The 16,856-nt window shown below is 68.0% G+C and carries 15 protein-coding genes; 8 read left to right on the forward strand and 7 right to left on the reverse strand.

Annotation, left to right across the window (positions count from 1 at the left end; all coding sequences use genetic code 11):
- Window positions 1-22: 22 nt before the first annotated feature.
- From HN018_RS20535 to HN018_RS20545, 3 genes are read left to right on the forward strand one after another with little or no spacing between them, the layout of a single operon-like run.
- The gene (locus HN018_RS20535) at window positions 23-817 is read left to right on the forward strand and encodes a MetQ/NlpA family ABC transporter substrate-binding protein (protein ID WP_171833789.1); all 795 of its coding nucleotides are present in this window, start codon (window positions 23-25) and stop codon (window positions 815-817) included.
- 9 nt (window positions 818-826) lie between these two features.
- Window positions 827-1,894, forward strand: coding sequence for a methionine ABC transporter ATP-binding protein (locus tag HN018_RS20540; RefSeq protein WP_171833790.1), 1,068 nt, complete (start codon window positions 827-829; stop codon window positions 1,892-1,894).
- Window positions 1,875-2,531 (forward strand): methionine ABC transporter permease, encoded by a 657-nt coding sequence (locus tag HN018_RS20545; RefSeq protein WP_171833791.1) that lies wholly within the window; start codon window positions 1,875-1,877, stop codon window positions 2,529-2,531. The genes HN018_RS20540 and HN018_RS20545 overlap by 20 nt, the downstream gene beginning before the upstream one ends.
- A 60-nt stretch (window positions 2,532-2,591) precedes the next feature.
- On the opposite strand, the gene HN018_RS20550 is transcribed toward HN018_RS20545, so the two are convergent.
- Window positions 2,592-3,689, reverse strand: a complete 1,098-nt coding sequence (locus tag HN018_RS20550; RefSeq protein WP_275434161.1) for an acyltransferase family protein — start codon at window positions 3,687-3,689, stop codon at window positions 2,592-2,594.
- Between the two features lie 667 nt (window positions 3,690-4,356).
- A complete protein-coding gene (locus HN018_RS20555; RefSeq protein ID WP_204259592.1) occupies window positions 4,357-5,052 on the reverse strand; it encodes a dienelactone hydrolase family protein in 696 nt (231 codons plus the stop codon).
- Between the two features lie 224 nt (window positions 5,053-5,276).
- On the opposite strand from HN018_RS20555, the gene HN018_RS20560 reads away from it, so the two are divergent.
- On the forward strand, window positions 5,277-5,759 hold the full coding sequence (locus tag HN018_RS20560) for an HU family DNA-binding protein (RefSeq protein WP_456307004.1): 483 nt from the start codon (window positions 5,277-5,279) through the stop codon (window positions 5,757-5,759).
- On the opposite strand, the gene HN018_RS20565 is transcribed toward HN018_RS20560, so the two are convergent.
- Window positions 5,760-7,010 (reverse strand): pyridoxal-phosphate-dependent aminotransferase family protein, encoded by a 1,251-nt coding sequence (locus HN018_RS20565; RefSeq protein ID WP_204259593.1) that lies wholly within the window; start codon window positions 7,008-7,010, stop codon window positions 5,760-5,762.
- A 126-nt stretch (window positions 7,011-7,136) separates the two neighbouring features.
- Between HN018_RS20565 and HN018_RS20570 the strand changes: the two genes are divergently transcribed.
- The gene (locus tag HN018_RS20570) at window positions 7,137-8,399 is read left to right on the forward strand and encodes an aminopeptidase (protein WP_171837054.1); all 1,263 of its coding nucleotides are present in this window, start codon (window positions 7,137-7,139) and stop codon (window positions 8,397-8,399) included.
- A 15-nt stretch (window positions 8,400-8,414) separates the two neighbouring features.
- Here HN018_RS20570 and HN018_RS20575 read toward each other — a convergent pair whose 3' ends face one another.
- From HN018_RS20575 to HN018_RS20590, 4 genes are all read right to left on the reverse strand, one after another.
- Complete coding sequence (locus HN018_RS20575; protein ID WP_171837053.1) at window positions 8,415-9,530, reverse strand: glycosyltransferase family 4 protein; 1,116 nt, start codon at window positions 9,528-9,530, stop codon at window positions 8,415-8,417.
- A 13-nt stretch (window positions 9,531-9,543) separates the two neighbouring features.
- On the reverse strand, window positions 9,544-11,304 hold the full coding sequence (locus HN018_RS20580; RefSeq protein WP_171837052.1) for a heparinase II/III family protein: 1,761 nt from the start codon (window positions 11,302-11,304) through the stop codon (window positions 9,544-9,546).
- Window positions 11,305-11,379: 75 nt separating this feature from the next.
- Window positions 11,380-12,066 (reverse strand): ribulose-phosphate 3-epimerase, encoded by a 687-nt coding sequence (rpe, locus tag HN018_RS20585; protein WP_171837051.1) that lies wholly within the window; start codon window positions 12,064-12,066, stop codon window positions 11,380-11,382.
- Between the two features lie 57 nt (window positions 12,067-12,123).
- Window positions 12,124-13,428, reverse strand: coding sequence for an RsmB/NOP family class I SAM-dependent RNA methyltransferase (locus HN018_RS20590; protein WP_171837050.1), 1,305 nt, complete (start codon window positions 13,426-13,428; stop codon window positions 12,124-12,126).
- Window positions 13,429-13,457: 29 nt separating this feature from the next.
- On the opposite strand from HN018_RS20590, the gene HN018_RS20595 reads away from it, so the two are divergent.
- The 3 genes from HN018_RS20595 to HN018_RS20605 all read left to right on the forward strand — a co-directional run bounded on the left by HN018_RS20595 (window position 13,458) and on the right by HN018_RS20605 (window position 16,808).
- Window positions 13,458-14,660, forward strand: a complete 1,203-nt coding sequence (locus tag HN018_RS20595) for a hypothetical protein (RefSeq protein ID WP_171837049.1) — start codon at window positions 13,458-13,460, stop codon at window positions 14,658-14,660.
- Entirely contained in the window at window positions 14,653-15,897 is a 1,245-nt protein-coding gene (locus HN018_RS20600) for a hypothetical protein (protein WP_171837048.1), read from the forward strand. The genes HN018_RS20595 and HN018_RS20600 overlap by 8 nt, the downstream gene beginning before the upstream one ends.
- A 137-nt stretch (window positions 15,898-16,034) precedes the next feature.
- Window positions 16,035-16,808 carry a YggS family pyridoxal phosphate-dependent enzyme gene (locus tag HN018_RS20605; RefSeq protein WP_171837081.1) on the forward strand — a complete coding sequence of 258 codons (774 nt, stop codon included), beginning with the start codon at window positions 16,035-16,037 and terminating at the stop codon, window positions 16,806-16,808.
- The last annotated feature ends 48 nt before the right edge of the window (window positions 16,809-16,856 follow it).

Here is a 16,856-nt window from a genome sequence, read left to right on the forward strand (position 1 = left end):
GATCACGAAGGCGGCTCTCCGCATGCATCGACGCACCCTCCTCGGACTTGCAGCCGGCCTGGCCATGCCGGCGCTGCACGCGCGTGCCGACAGCGCGCCGCTGTCCTTGCGGGTCGGGATCATGTCCGGACCGGAAGAGGACATCGCCGAAGCTGCGCGCGGGATCGCGGCAGCGCATGGTTTGACGCTCAAGCTGGTGACCTTCGAGGATTACACGCTGCCGAACGAGGCTCTGGCGAGTGGCGATATCGATGCCAATGCATTCGAGCACAAGCCGTTCCTCGACTCCCAGATTCAGGCGCGCGGCTACCATATCGTCCCGCTCGGGCTGACCTATGTCGAGCCGATGGGGATCTATTCGAAGAAGCTCCATAGGCTCGACGCGCTGGCGGATGGCGCACGGATCGCGGTGCAGAACGACCCCAGCAACCAGGGGCGGGCACTGAACCTGCTGGCAGCGCATGGGCTGATCGCGCTGGCGCCGGGGCGCGGCCTGCTGCCGTCGCTGGCCGATGTCACCGGGTCGGCCAAACATCTGCGGCTGATCGAGCTCGATGCCGCGCAGTTGCCGCGGGCACTCGACGACGTGGCGATGGCGTCGATCAACACCAACTACGCGGTCAGCGCCGGCCTCGATCCGGCCGCAGCCCTGATCCGCGAGCCGCGCGAGAACAATCCCTATGCCAACATGATCGCGGTACGTGCCGGCGACACCAACCGGGCCGGCATGAAGACGCTGCTGGCCTCGTATCAATCGCCCGAGATGGCCGCTTTCCTGGCGTCGCATTTCAAGGGCGCCATCCTGCCATCGTTCTGAAGCGCCTCCATGGATGAAGCGCCTGCCCTGATCCGCTTCGAGCGGGTGACACGGCGCTTCGGCGGCCATCCGGCGATCGCGGACATATCGTTCTCGGTCGGGCATGGCGAGATCGTCGGGGTCATCGGCCGGTCCGGCGCCGGCAAGTCGACGCTGCTGCGCTGCCTGGCCGGGCTGGAACGGCCGGACGAAGGCAGGATCGTGCTCGATGGGCAGGACCTGGCGCAGCTCGGCGAACCGGCGCTCCGGGCGCGGCGGCGTCGCATCGGGCTGGTGTTCCAGCACTTCAACCTACTGTCGTCACGGACCGCGGCGCAGAACATCGCGTTGCCGCTCAAGATCGCCGGCTGGACACGGGCCGATCGCGCGCGCCGCACCACGGAGTTGCTGGAGCTGGTCGGGTTGCCGGACCGGGCCGGGCATTATCCGGCGCAACTGTCCGGCGGTCAGAAGCAGCGTGTCGGCATTGCGCGCGCTCTGGCCGCGAGCCCGGCGCTGCTGCTGTGCGACGAGGCGACCTCGGCGCTCGATCCGGAAACCACGCATTCGATCCTGGCGCTGCTGCGCGACATCAACGCGCGGCTCGGCCTGACCATCATGCTGATCACCCACGAGATGAGCGTGGTCAGGGCGGTGGCGGACCGCGTGCTGGTGCTCGAGGCTGGTCGCCTGGTCGAGGATGTTCCGGCGGCGCGCTTGTTCGCCCATGTCGAGGCCGGCAGCATGAACGAGGCTACCCGGAGCCTGCTGCGTGACCAGCGCCCGTCCCTCCCCGGCTTCCTGGTCGATCGGCTGACGCCGGAGCCGGCCGCCGGCAGCCACGCGGTGCTGGAACTGGGGGTCGGCGGCGACGCGGCGCATTTGCCGATGATTGCCCGGCTGGCCACCGAAACCGGGATCGAGGCGACGTTGCTGGAAGGCGGCGTCACCCATATCGGACAGGAGCCGATCGGTGCGTTGTTCCTCGCCGTGCCCTCGGACCGGGCCGACGAGGCCGAGGCGGCCTTGCGCCGGTTCGGCGCCGACACGACGGAAACCTCGTTGCGGAGGCTTGGCCATGTCGTCCTACCTGATTGACCAGATCGCGCTGGCACTCTGGCAGACGGTGGAAATGACCCTGGCGTCCGGGGTGATTTCGCTGCTGCTCGGCCTGCCGCTGGCGATCCTGCTGGTGGTGACTGCGTCCGATGGCCTGAAGCCGATGCGGCTGGTCAACCGGGTGCTGGGCGGACTGGTCAATGCGGTCCGGTCGCTGCCGTTCATCGTGCTGCTGGTGGCGTTGATCCCGCTCACACGGCTGATTGCCGGCACATCGATCGGCACCGAGGCGGCGATCGTGCCGCTATCGCTCGCGGCGACACCGTATTTCGCCCGTGTGGCCGAGGTTTCGCTACGGGAGGTGGACCAGGGCCTGGTCGAGGCGGTGCAGGCGATGGGCGGGAGCAGGCTCTCGATCATCCGCGAGGTGCTGCTGCCGGAGGCGTTGCCCGGGCTGATCGCCGGCTTCACGCTGACGCTGGTGACGCTGGTCGGCGCTTCGGCGATGGCGGGCGCGATCGGCGCGGGCGGGCTCGGCGACCTGGCCATCCGCTACGGCTACCAGCGGTTCGAGACCAACGTGATGATCGCCGTGGTGGCAATCCTGATCGTCCTGGTCTCGGCGCTGCAGTGGGCCGGCGACCGGGCGGCGCGCCACGTCGACAGACGTGCCTGATACCGGCGTCGACAGACGGGCCTGATACCGGCGTCGACAGGCTCCTGTCGTTCGATCGTATCAGGTCGATACCGCCATCCGGGTCGTACGGGTTTTGACCGGCGGCGCGAGACCGAACATCGCCAGAAGATGCAGCCGCTTCATCACCAGGTGAATGCCGACCGGGATCATGACCCCGGCACTGGTGCCGACTACCAGGTAAAGCCACGGGTCCGCCACGACATGCAGCTTGAGCATGATTACCCGCGCACCCGATCCGGCGATGACGTGCAACACGTAGATCGTCATCGACATGACGCCCACGCCTGCCAGCCAGCGATGCCCACGCTGATCCAGCACCTTGCAGACCAGCACGATGCCGGCAATTCCCGTGATGCATGCTGGCAGCGAGAGGAGGCTTACCGGGTCTCGACCGGAGAGCGTCCCGCCGGCCCAGACCATCAGCGCGAAGGCGAACCAGACCAGCGCCGCAACGGTCCAGCCGCGGATACGATCGGGCTGCCAGCGCGCGAGCATCGCTGGTCCGTAGAGGCCCGCAACATAGAAAGGAAGATCGTAGAGCGTCATCGACAACTGTGTCGGTATCGGAACGGCCTGGTAGATTGCGAAACCAGCAAACGCGATACCGATCAGGGTCAGCCGCGACGGCAGCAGCACGACGAGGACATGGCAGATCATGATGGCATACAGGAACCAGAACTGCCCGATCGGCTGATACCAGATCTTGGCAAGGTCGGTGAACGTCATCGGGGTGTTGACGTCATGCGCCAGCATGATGATGACGCAGCCCTGCAAGACGGACCAGAGAAAGTAGGGATAGGCGATCGTCCAGACTTTGTTGACGAGAAAGGCCTGGTTTCCTCGTCGGAGACTGTGCTGGACATTGAGACCGGCCAGGAAAAAGAACAGCGGCATATGGAAAGCATACACCGTGTAGTCCATCCATCCTGCCAGCGTCAGGTTGGAAAATACTCCGCTTTTGACGATCCCACGCAGGGAGTGGCCGAACACGACGAGTATAACGCCGATCCCACGTGCGTAATCGATCCAGACCTGGCGTTCGGACGGAGTTGATGCAGTTGCGGTAACAGAACGACTAATCTCTCGATCCAAAAGCACAGCCGCGTCTCTTTCAAATTGCAGGGTCTCGGCGATCATTCGACACGGCGCTCTATTATTTGCGACAGCCCGTCGATATCAGCCGTCGACCTTACGATGAGTTCCCGGAACGATCTCATTGTTATAATACGTTCTCGACCGTAAAGAACCACCTCATTAGGAGTAGTCAGCTTTTGCTTGTCTGATGTTAATATAATGATCTTTCGTACAACGCAGACGGTTTCCACGGCGGTATAAGTTTTGCGACCGTTGTTCCGATATTGGCGATCGGGCCGCCCTTGTTCCAAACGGCGAAACAGTCGTGGGGGTTTACTCGCGATCCGTGCGCGCTAAAGCAGGCATCAACACTATCGATCGGTCACATCAGCCGCAGATGTCGGCCCAGATTAATAAATGTTGCCCTGCCTCAAGAACTCGCCACGGATCACGAGAGCCTGCTTTGCTGGTCGCAGTCGTGATGGTCAGGGGGCGATCTGATTCCCGGTCTGCCGGTCGGTTTCAGCATGTCCATCCCTAAGACCTGCCGATCAGCTCGGTGGGCGCTGGGCGAGGCATTGCCGTCAGCCCGCGGCCAGGCGGCACCGGGAGGTTTGTCACCTCCCAGGCCGCCGTCCCGGCCTCCGGCAAGCCAAATCGTCGATCGACTTTGCGCCGATACTGCGGAAGCGCCCTTAGAGCCTCAGGCCAGGGTCTCGGAGAACAGCTCCTACATGGCCGCCCAGGACCGCGCATCGGACTCCGGGCTGTAGCGGATCGCGTCCGGCATGCCGCGCTTGGCGGCCTCCTGATTGGTGAAGCTGTGCACGGTCTTGCCGTACACATGCATCTGCCAGTCGATACCGGCGTCACGCATCTCGGCCTCGAACTCGGCCCGCTGCTCGGCCGGGATCATCGGGTCGTCGGCGCCGATGCAGACCAGGATGCGGGCCCGGATCGCCTTGGCATCGGATTTCGGCGCCTTTGTCCCGAGGCCGCTATGGAAGCCGACCACCGCCTTGATGTCGGCGCCCGACCGCGCGAGCTCGAGCGACATGGTGCCGCCGAAGCAGAAGCCGATCGAGGCCACGCGGCTGGCATCGACCTCGGTGCGCCCGGTCAGCGCGGCTAGGCCGGCGCCGGCCCGGGCACGGGTGCGGGACGGATCGGCGAACAGCGGCTGCAGCAGGCCGATCGCCTCCTGGAGATCATCGACCATCCGACCCTCGCCGTGCAGGTCGCAGGCCAGCGCTACGAAGCCCATTTCGGACAGGCGCTTGGCTCGCCCGATCGCATGTTCGCTCAGGCCGAACGCCTCGGGAAACACCAGAATGCCCGGACGGGGCGATTCGCTGGGCTCGAAAAACAACTGGCTGCGCATCGTCAGCCCATCGGCTTCATAGGTCAGGATCTCGTGGGCCATCATCTCGTTCCTCGAGCAGAACCAGCCCGGATCGAGCCGATCTATCAGCCTACGTGACTGATAAAAATAGGGTTTTCAAGCACTGGAACCGCCTCCTGACTTCATCGTCGCGTGATGGCCGGGTGAAGATGATGGTCGGTGCGTCGGTACCGTGACTCGAATTTGCCTGATTACAGCCATGGTCGGCGTGCTTCTGAAGCAGATGCTGACGCTTAAGGAGGCAGCGGGTGTTGTCTTTTTCGGCGCTGGGGCTGACTCTCAACCCCCTCGGCATGGCTTATCGACGCTTCGGCATCGAAACCTTACGCACGCCGGACGTTGCTGCTCATCACATACCCGGAGGAAATCTCGTGAATCACGCCGATCTCGTGGCCAAGGTTGCCTCGAACGCCGACCTGTCCAAGGAAAGCGCTTCGCAGGCGGTGGAAGCCGTTGCAAAGGCCATCAGCGAGTCATTGAACGCAGGCGAAGAGGTCCGCTACTCGGGCCTCGGCATCTTCGACATCTCGGCTCGTGCTGCCCGTCAGGGACGCAACCCGCAGACCGGCGAGGCCATCGCCATCGCCGCCAGCAAGGTTGCCCGCTTCCGTGCCGCCAAGTCGCTGAAGGACACCCTGAACGCCGGTGGCGACGACAAGAAGGCCGCAAAGCCGGCAGCCGCCAAGGCCGCGCCGAAAGCCGCAGCCAAGCCGGCCCCCAAGAAGAAGTAGTCAGGCCGACGCGTATCGGGCGAGTGCTGCATCCACAGCCTCGCCCGATGGCACCCTGACCCCTTCGCCACGCAGGACTGCCTCGAGCGCTGCCAACGTGGCCATCACGGTATCCTGCCTGCAGTTGTAGCCCATCGTGCCGATGCGCCAGATCCGCCCCGCCAGCGGGCCGAACGAACTGCCGATCTCGATCCCGAACTGCACCCGCATCCTGAGGCGCACCCGCTCGCCATCGACCCCGTCCGGGATCTCGATGCCGGTGACGTTGTGCATGGCGTACGCCTGGTCGCCGAACAGGGTCAGCCCCATGGCCTGCAGGCCGGCCCTCATCGCCTCGCCGGCCAGGCGATGCCGGGCGATGCGGTCGACAAGGCCCTCCTCCATCACCAGCCGGGCGCATTCACGGGCGCCGTACAGCATGGTCGTCGCTTCGGTATGGTGGTTCAGCCGCCGCTCGGACCAGTAATCCATGATCATCGCCAGGTCGAAGTAGTTCGAGGCAATGCGCCGTCCACCGGCAGGACGGTCGGCGCCCGAGGCTATCCCCTGCTCGACATGGCGGCGCGAGGCGATGCGCGCGGCCGCCTGGTCCGAGATGGTGACCGGCGCCGAGCCGGACGGGCCGCCGAGGCATTTCTGCAACCCGGCGGTGACCACATCCGCCCCCCACTCGTCGACCGGAACATCCATGCCCGCCAGGGTCGCCGTCGCATCCAAGTAGAGCATCGCACCATGCCGGGCGCAGATCCGGCCGATCTCGTGCATCGGCTGGGCGATCGTGGTCGAGGTGTCGCCGAACACCGCCGCCACCACCCGCGGCCGCACCCGGGCCACCGCCGCCTCGACCGCTGCAGGCGTGACGATCCCGCCCCACTCGCCCTCGACCATCGTCACCTCGGCACCGCAGCGCTCGGCGATCTCGCGCAGCAGCAGCCCGAACCGACCGGCGCTCAGCACGACGATCGCATCACCTGGTTCCAGCAGCGACACCAGGGCGGCCTCGATCGCGGCCCGCGCGGTGCCGTCGATCAGGAAGGTCCAGCGGTTCCGCGTCTGGAACACCTGGCGATACAGCGCCATGGTCTCGTTCATGTAGGTGGTGAATTCGGGATCGAACTGGCCCAGCAACTGCGCCGACATCGCCCGCAGCACGCGCGGATGCGCATTCACCGGCCCAGGCCCCATCAGCAGGCGCGGCGGCGGGTCGATCTCGCCGAAAGACGATGGCGAGGCAGTCGGGGTTGAGGTCATGGTCCATCCATCTTCATGGCCGAAGCCCGGTACCCGCCTTGCCGCGGCTGCCGGCGGTGGCGCGTACGGTTGCGATCCGGGCAACAGCGTCTCACATTGGACCACACGACGCTCGGGAGATCAGCAATGGACACGCATGTCAGACCCACGCACCCGGTGCCCCTGACCCATGCGGCGCAGCTCGACCGCCTGGCCGAAATCTCCGTCCGGGTCGGGCTGAACCTGGCGCACGGCCAGGAGCTGGTGATCACCGCACCACTGGATGCGGCACCGCTGGTGCGACGCATCACCGAACATGCGTATCGTGCAGGCGCCACGCTGGTGACCACCTTCTACAGCGACGACGAGAGCAAGCTCGCCCGCTTCAGGTTCGCGCCGGACGACGCGTTCGACGTCGCCGCCGGGTGGCTGGCGGACGGCACCGCGCAGGCGTTCCGCGGCAACGCGGCGCGGCTCGCCATCACCGGCGAGAACCCGTCGCTGCTGGGCGGGCAGGATCCGGACAAGGTGGCACGCGCCAACCGGGCCAATTCGCGCGTCAACCGGCCGTCCCTCGAGCTGATCACCAACTTCGCCATCAACTGGAACATCGTTGCCTATGCCACGCCGGCCTGGGCCAGGACGGTGTTCCCGAACGAGAGCGAGGCGGTTGCCGTCGAGAAATTGTGGGCGGCGATCTTTGCGGCGTCGCGCACCGATGGCGACGACCCCGTGGCGGCCTGGGCCGCGCATAATGCGACGCTGGCGACCCGGGGCCGCAGCCTGAACGAGCGCAATTTCTCGGCGCTGCATTTCCGTGGTCCGGGGACCGACCTGGTGGTCGGTCTGGCGGACGGGCATCTGTGGGCCGGCGGTGCCGAAGCGGCGATGAACGGCATCGTCTGCAACCCGAACATCCCGACCGAGGAGGTGTTCACCACCCCGCACCGAGCCCGCGTCGACGGGTTCGTGCGCAGCACCAAGCCGCTCTCGTATCAGGGCACGCTGATCGAGGACATCATGGTCCGGTTCGAGGATGGCCGGATCGTCGAGGCGCATGCGTCGCGCGGCGAGAACGTGCTGACCCGCGTGCTGGGCACCGACGAAGGTGCGTCCAGGCTCGGCGAGGTGGCCCTGGTGCCGCACTCGTCGCCGATCTCTCAAAGCGGCGTCCTGTTCCAGAACACGCTGTTCGACGAGAACGCCGCCAGCCACCTGGCGGTCGGGCAGGCCTACACCAAGTGCCTGAGCAATACCGAGGGGCAGGATGCCGCGACCCTGGCGGCACGCGGGGCCAACAGCAGCCTGATCCATATCGACTGGATGATCGGCTCGAACGAGATCGACGTGGACGGGATCACCCAGTCCGGCGACCATCAGCCGGTCATGCGGCGCGGCGAGTGGGCGTGACCTCCTGATCGCCAGCTAGGCACCGAGCAGATCCAGGGTGCGGCCGACGATCAGCGTCTCGTCATAGAGAGTGCAGGCCCTGATACGCCCGGCCTCGCCCATGCGAGCACGCAGCGGCGCATCCGCCACCAGCCGGCGGAGCGCCGCCGAGAGCGGTGCCACCGCCATCGGCGGCACCAGAAGGCCGGTTTGCTCCGGCACCACCTGCTCGCGGGGGCCGCGAATATCGGTGGCGATGACCGGCAAGCCGCATAGCATCGCCTCGATCACCGACATCGGCAGCCCCTCGAAATGGCTGGGCAGGGCAAAGATGTCGGCAGCCGCCAGCAGGTCGGCGATGTCGGTCCGATAGCCGAGCCGGCGCAGGCGGGTTCCGAGCCGGTCGGCATGCGCGGCAGCGGTGAAGGCGGCTTCCAGGGTCTCGCCATGGTCCGACGGCAGCCGGTCCCCGACAACCCAGAGTTCGGCGTTCGGGACCTGTTCCATCGCCGCCAGCAATTCGGGATGGCCCTTGTGGCGCACCAGCCGGGACACGACGATGACCACGATCGTCGCCTCCGGAACGCCCAGTTCCGCGCGCAGCCGGGTTCGCGCCTGCGCATCGGGGTGGAAGCGGGCGGGCGGGCGGCCATTGCCGATCGCGATGGCCTGCGAATGGATGCGAAGCCGGCGGGCGTCGCGGGCTTCCTCTTCCGAGACGGTGAGAAAGCGATCGGTCACCCGTCCGGCGCACCATTCCAGCACGAGGGCCACGATCCGGCGCGGCCACCTTCCCGGCTGGTTGAACAGGAAGCCGTGGCACGTGTAGGCGATCACCCGAACCCCGCACAGGCGGGCGGCAAACCGGGCCAGCACGCCGCTGATCGGCATGTGCGCATGCACCAGATCGGGCTGCTCCGCACGGATCAGCCGCACCAGCGCCCCAAACGCGCGCAACTGGGCGACTGGCGACAGGCTGCGGGCCATCGGCAAGGCCTCGACGCGAAACCCGTCGGCACGGACATCGGCCAGCAACGGCCCGTCCGCACAGACCCCGACCACCTCGTGACCGCGTGCACGCAGGCCCTGCATCAGCGGCAGCAGGAAATGCCGCAGCGAGAAATCGACGTTGGTGATCTCGAGGATCTTCACCGCGTGGGTCGGCTCAGCCCTCGACGCGGCTGATCGCCCAGCGGATCGTCTGCAGCCTGGTTTTCTCCTCGTCGGGCGCGACCTCGGCCGAGGCATCGGGTGCTTCCACCGGCTCGTCCGGGGCGGCACCCTCAGTGTCGGCGGCAGCCTCGTCAGCGACCGGAGCAGCAGCCTTGGCGGCCGCAGCGCGCGGCACGACCACGATCTGCGACGTCCGAGCGGGGCTATCCCCACCGAGATAGATGCTTTCCTCGATGCTCAGCCGGCCGCTATCGGCACGCAGACGCCATACCGAACCGGACGGCAGCGTCATCAGCACGGCACCGCCCTCCTCGTCCGAACCGTCCTGGCCTTCGCGCACCGGTTTGACGGTCGGATGCAGGTGGAAGCGCAGGGCGAACGCCACCGGATTGTCGGCGGTGACCATGTCCTCGCCGCGCACATCCTCACCGCCGTCGGCGACATAGATGCGCCGCTGATGCACCGCGCCGAAGCCGGGCACGTAGCCGTCCTGGCTCAGATCCAGCCAATGCGCCCCGTTCGCCTGCCGGTGATCGATGACCACGTTGGCCGGACGCCGCACCACCGTCCCCGCCCGGAACTCCGATGAACTGGTATCGCACACGACAAGGGTCGAATGGGCAGCCGTCGCACGCAGGGCGTCGCGCCAGGCGGGCAGCACGCCGGCGCCGCAATTGACGATCAGGCGTTCGCGGCCGACCGACATCTCGAACGACAGGGTTCCGGCATGCGCGTCGCCATCGAAGCCGGACGGCGCCGGCGGGCCTGCATCGAGCAGCAGCAGGCTGCGCCCGGACTGGATGCGGATGAAGCCGCCATCGGGCATATCGGCGGCGACCAGACGGCCCCGCGTCGCCTGCGACAGCACCAGGTCGATCTGCGCCGGGCTTTCCTCGTGGCTGCCGTTGAACAGCGCCAGGCCGCCATCGCCGTGACGCAACGCGCGCAGCACCGGGGTCATGCGGTCGAGGGCAGCTGAGAGCGCCAGAGGTTGCGCGATCTGCCCGGTCTGCATCAGCGCCCGCATCTCGGCGAGTTCGCGCAAAGCGGCGAATTGCGCCCCCGGGGTGCGCTCGGCATGGCTGCCGTCGGGCAGGATCTGGCGGCCGATCTCCGGGCCGATATGCCGCATGGTCCGGGTCAGGAAGCCGGCCTGCTCGGGCATCGCCACCGCACAGGCGAGCAACCCCTTCAGGCAGGCTAGGGCGCGGTGGTCATGGATCGCGGTCGGGATATCGGCGGCCAGGGCCCGGGCATCGACCATCAGCCGGGTCATCAGCCGCTGGCGGAAGGCGTCGTCGGCAGAGGCCGCGAAGAAATCGTAATGGGTGAGCCAGGCGGTGACGCGGGATGCCACCACGTAGGGCGTGCGGGCGACCGGGTCGTTCGGTGGGCGCGCCAGCCATTCCGAAGCCAGGGCACGGGCGCGGAGCCGGCCGGCATCGGTGCCGAGTGCCCGGAGGTCGCGCAGCCAGGAAAAGCCGTGCGCATGCGCCCGCAGCAGCGGCGGCACCAGGAGGTCGTTCCACTGGCTGGCGGTGCCCGTGGCGGCAACCGAGCGGTTCGGCTGGAGCTGGCTGATCGCGCCGGAAAAAACCAGCTCGCCCTTCATCAGCCGGGCACCGCGGCCGGTATCGCCGGGCCACAGGTCACGGATCGAGACGGACGGGGCGTCCGGCACCCGCGAGCCGCCGAGACCGGGGAGCCGGGCTAGCGAGAGGCGTGCGTCACGTGCGATCCGGCGTACGACCATCAGGGTGCTGCCTTGCCTGACCCTGTTCCGGACCCGCGCCGATACCGGCCGGATCCAGACAACATCGGGGTGGTTTCAGTTACCACGCAGCGCCGCGATCGCCGCTGCATAGTTTGTCTGTCCGAACACCGAGGTGCCGGCGACCAGCGTGTCGGCCCCCGCGGCGATGCATTGGGCTGCGGTCGTCACGTCGATGCCGCCATCCACCACGATCCGGATGTCCCGCCCGGTCGCGACCACGAGTTCGCGCAGCCGGACGATCTTGGCAAGCTGGCTGTGCAGGAAGCTCTGGCCGCCGAAACCGGGATTGACCGTCATCACCAGGATCAGGTCGGCGATATCCAGCACCGGCGCCACCGCATCGGCGGGGGTGGCCGGGTTCAGCGCGATACCAGCCTTGAGCCCCAGCGACTTCACCACCTGCAGCGAGCGGTGGGTATTCGGTCCGGCCTCGATATGCAGGTTGATGTGGTCGGCGCCGGCCTCGGCAAAGGCAGCCAGGTACGGATCGACCGGGGCGATCATCAGATGGACGTCGAAGGTCAGCTTGCTGCGCGGACGCAGCGCCTTGATGAGCTGCGGCCCGAACGACAGGTTCGGCACGAAATGCCCGTCCATCACGTCCAGGTGCAGCCAGTCCGCCCCCGCCGCCTCGACCGCGGCGACCTCTTCGGCCGCCCGGCCGAAATCCGAGGCGAGAAGGCTCGGCGCGATGATCAGGCGCCTGGACGCGGAAGCTGGATAGATCGAGGAAGCGCACATGCGACCGTGTTTAGCAGGAAGTCGCGAGACTGACACAAGAGCGCATGAACTCCCGCATCAGCGCCGCACGAACCGGGCGGCAAAGAAACCATCCATGCCACCAAGTTCGGGCCACAGGCCGGGATGGGTTCGCAACCAGCCTTCCGGCGTCCGCGCCTCGGGCAGTGCCGCCAACTCCTGCGTGGTGAACGGCTCCAGCGACAGTCCGAACCGGTGGGCGGCCTCGGCGCGCCGGTCACCTTCCTCCGGTTGCAGCGAGCATACCGCATAGACCACCCGCCCGCCCGGACGCAGCATCCGCGCCGCCGCCTCGATCAGCCGGTCCTGGCCCTCGACCAGGCCCGCAATGTCGGACTGGCGCTTCAGGCGCAGCACGTCCGGATGGCGGCGCGCGGTGCCGGTGGCGCTGCACGGCGCATCGAGCAGGATCGCGTCGAGCAGCTCCGGCGGCGTCCAGACCAGGGCATCGGCTTCGACGATCTCGGCCTCGAGCTGCAGGCGGGTGAGGTTCTGGCGCAAACGGCGCAGGCGGTTTCCGTCGCGTTCGACCGCGAACACCTGCGCACCGGCGGATGCGAGCTGGGCGGTCTTGCCGCCGGGGGCCGCACAGAGATCGGCGATGCGCTCGCCGGCCTGGGGCGCCAGCAGCCGGGCCGGAATGGCGGCGGCTGCGTCCTGGACCCAGAAGCCGCCCTCCGCATAGCCGTCGAGTTCGGCCACGCGGGTGCCGGCGGGCAGCCGTACCGAGCCGGTCGGCAGCAGCACCCCGCCCTCCGGCGTCGCACCGCCCGGCCGCAGGGTGAGATCGAGCGGCGCCTCGCGCGCCAGGCCTTCGGCGATCTGCCGCGCAAGCCCGCCCCAGGACGACCAGAGCCAGGCGGGCACGTCCAGCCTTGGACCGTCGAGTGCATCGAGTGCCGCCACCCCGGCGCCGGCAACCTTGCGCAGAACCGCGTTCACCAGGCCGGCGAAGGGCGCCAGGCTGCGCTCGCGCATCAGCGACACCACCGTGCCGACCGCGGCATGCGGGGGGGTTTCGAGGAACAGCAACTGGGCCGCGCCCATCATCAACGCCAGCTTGACGCGCGGCGGCGGCGCCTTGGCCAGGAACGGCTCCAGCACCGCCTCGAGGGTGCCCATGCGACGCAGCACGGTCGCGGCCAGACGATGCGCCGCCGCACGGTCGCGCGACGGTACCTGGGCGCCCGCCATCCCTGAAGGCCGGGCCGGATCGGCGTGATCAAGCGCTTCCTCGATCGTGCGCCGTCGTTCGGTGACAGCGACCAGCACGTCGAACGCGATCGTGCGGGTGGGATCGGAACCGGCCTTGCGGGAGCCGGCATCGCTTAATCGGTTGTTCATGCGTCCATTATAATATGTCGGCGGGACAGATGGCACGTGGCCGGCCGGCCGACCAGGGCTGTGCCGGCATGAGCAAGCGCGGATGGCAGGGTGAGCAACGCATGACCGGGACCTGGCCTGCCGGCAAAACGCCGGTGCCGATCGTGCCGGGCGTACACCTGCCGTTCACCGCGCCGTTGTTGAGCGGTGCACGAGGCCGCCTGCGGGATCGCTCCATCGACTACATCCTGCCCAACCCATCCGGCGGCCGTGGCGCCTATGTGGCGCTGTGGAGCATGGTGAGCGACTTCGCGACGCCGACCCTGCACGACACGATCCTGGCCGGGCGCCTCGTCGCATTGCCGAGCCTGACGCCGCCCCTGGTGCGCGCCGCCGCCCGCATCGTCGCCGCGGAGGGATATGCCGGGCGTGCCGCGGCGGTGGCGGCAGTCCGGGCGAAGGCCGCTCTGGATACGGAGGCGCTGCGGCTCTGGGCGAGCCTGCTGATGGCGCTGATCCGGCGCAGCGACATCCCGGCACACGAACAGTCACTGGTGCCAACCGGGTCGGCCGGGCTGGTGCCCAGCCAGGCGACCGATGGGTTCCCGGTCCTGGCGCAACGGCTCGGTTGGGATCCGGTGATGTTGTCGGCGGCACTCGAACAGCTCTCGACCGCCTTCGTCCCGATCGCCCCCGGCATCGGCGACGCCGGGGGCGGGCGCATCCGGCGGCTGCTTGCCCTGCTGCAGGGCCTGCGCACGTCGCTGCGGGAAGAGCAGGCACACCACACCATGCAGCAATCGGCGTGCCTCACGATGATCCTGAACCGGCTCGGGCAGTGCCTCGACCAGGCCGGGACGATACTCGTCTCGGCCGCAGCTGCATTGGCCGATCCGTCGGCACTGCTCGATCGCTGGCAGAAGAGCCCGTCGGCAGCGGTTGCTCCGATGTCGCTGCTCGAGGCCGGGCTCGACGGGTGGGACCGGATCGGCCTGCTCTGGCTCGATGCACGAACCGTTTCCGCCCGGATCGGCCTGATCGATGAGTTCGGCCGGCTGGTGCCGCTGGCGGGATCGTCCCCGGTAATCGACAGCGAGGGCATGCCGACGACCGAGCGGATCCCGGCAGTCCGGCCAAGGCCCGTCGCCGGCCACTCCGACCCGTCGCGGTCGAACCCGCTGCCGGCGGGATCGATCGAACGGAACGAGCGCATCAGGTGCGACGAGCTGGCCCTGGACGACGTGCATGGCTGATCGCGCAGGACGGGCCGGCAGCACCCGGGGCGATACCCTTCAAGCGTTGTCCGAGGAGTTGCGGCATGCGGACAACCCGAAGCTTCTCGAAATAACCCACATGATCGACCTCTTGCCCGAACGGGGGGCGGCGGACCTGCTGCTGGCACCTGTGCGCAACCGGCTTGCCGGCCTGCGGCCGCCACGACAGGTGACCCGCGTCCGCCTGCTGTTCATGCCGTTCGATCCGGTGCTGGTCGCCGCCGGACACTGGAAGCCGGGCGACCTTGCCATCCCGCGTTCGATCATCAGGCCACTCAGCGCCCTGGTTCTCGACGAGGCGCCGTCGGTTGCCATACCCGCAGCCGACGAGGCCGACGAAGCCGCACTGACACGCGCGGGCCGGCCGATCTGGGACGCGGTTGCCGTGCGATTGGCGAACTTCGTCATTCCCGAAAGCTGGGGCACGACGGCATGGCAGTCGGCGCATGGGCTGACCGTGCCGCTGGTCGGGCAGCTGATCGCGGTGATCCGGCTGGTCCTGAGCCGGGCGGCCGAGATCCGCTCGTTGCCGCCGCAATCCGACCCGGCCTCGGACCCGGCCATGTCGGCGTTGCTTTCGGATGCGGCACGGACCGGGCCGCTGGGCTGGGGGATCATGCTGGCTCTGCTGCTGGACGCTTCGGCACCGGATAGGGTGGCCGCCGCCGCTCTGGCGCTCGCACGCGGCAACCGGTTCGCGGCCGTACTTCATGCCGGGCTGGATACCGCCGCGTCCGACGCCCTCGACCGGATGAAGACGGTGATCGACGATCCGGTGCCTCCCGATCTGCTCGATCCGAGCAGCCTGGAGGCCAGGCTCGCCCTGATCCGCCGCGTCGAGGCATTCGGGCGGCTGGCGCATCGTTCGCCGGTCGAGCAGAGACGCGTATCCGGCCTGCGCCAGGCCTTGTCGGCGGCGAACCGGCTGGCGTTCGAGCACACCCTGCGGGCACGGTTGCCGGGCGCTGAAACAACCGCGTCCGAGCTGACCAGCTCCGCCCGGATCGGCACGCTCGAGGCCGGGGCCCGCCATCTGCGCCGCTTCGCACAGGCGGCGTCCAGGCTCGGCGACGGCGAGCAGTACGAGCGCCTGCTCCAGGAGGCGGCATCGCGCTATGCCGGCGCCGACCCGTCATTCACTACCGCCGACCGGATGCGCCTGACCGAATTGCTGATCGGCAGCGACAAGGCGGCGCGGGCGTTCGGCATTGCCTGACCATTGCATTCGCGTCGTCGCCGGTGCCGACCGTCGAACCGGATGCGGGTTGAAGGCTTCTCTCGGACATGGCCTTGACCAAGACGATGCCGCGCAGGAGCCTGGACGTCATGACGCCTCTCGCATCGAACACCGGCATGGTCGACCCGGACCAGCCCGACCCGCGGATCGGCGCGGCACTGGACCATATTCGCAACCGGATCGCGCACGCTGCACGGGAAAGCGGACGTGATCCTGCCGGCGTGACGCTGGTGGCGGTTTCCAAGACCCATCCCGCCTCGGCGGTGGCGGCGGCACTGGCATTCGGCCAGATCGTGTTCGGCGAGAACCGTGTGCAGGAAGCCCAGGGCAAGTTCCCCGAACTGCGGACTGCACGATCCGGGCGCGGCGAGCCCGGTCCGCTGCTGCACCTGATCGGTCCGCTGCAGACCAACAAGGTCGCGGATGCAGTGCAGCTTGCCGACGTGATCGAGACGCTGGACCGCCCACGCCTGGCGGACGCGATCGAGGCAGCTGCACAGAAGGCCGGCCGCATGCCGGAGTTGCTGATCCAGGTGAATATCGGCGAGGAACCGCAGAAGGCCGGCATCGCGCCGGACCAGGCCGACCACTTCATCGAAGCCTGCCACCGGCGCTTCGGCGACGCCCTCACCGGGCTGATGGCGATCCCGCCGGCCGATATCGATCCGGCGCCGTTCTTTCGCCGGCTGGTGGCCATGGCGGACCGGCACGGACTGGCCCGGCGCTCGATGGGCATGTCGGGCGATTTCGAGCAGGCAATCGCGATGGGAGCGACCTCGGTCCGGATCGGGACCGCGATCTTCGGCGGCCGGCCGGCCCCGGCATCGACTGCTTCGCCGGACACAATGCCGGCCGGCTCCGGAAGCCGGCTTGCGTCGCTGCCGGACTAGGTCGTATGGGGCTGCGTCGGGCACCAAATCGAACGGGCCCCAGGGCCG

The organism is Lichenicola cladoniae (assembly GCF_013201075.1).
Lineage (GTDB): Bacteria > Pseudomonadota > Alphaproteobacteria > Acetobacterales > Acetobacteraceae > Lichenicola > Lichenicola cladoniae.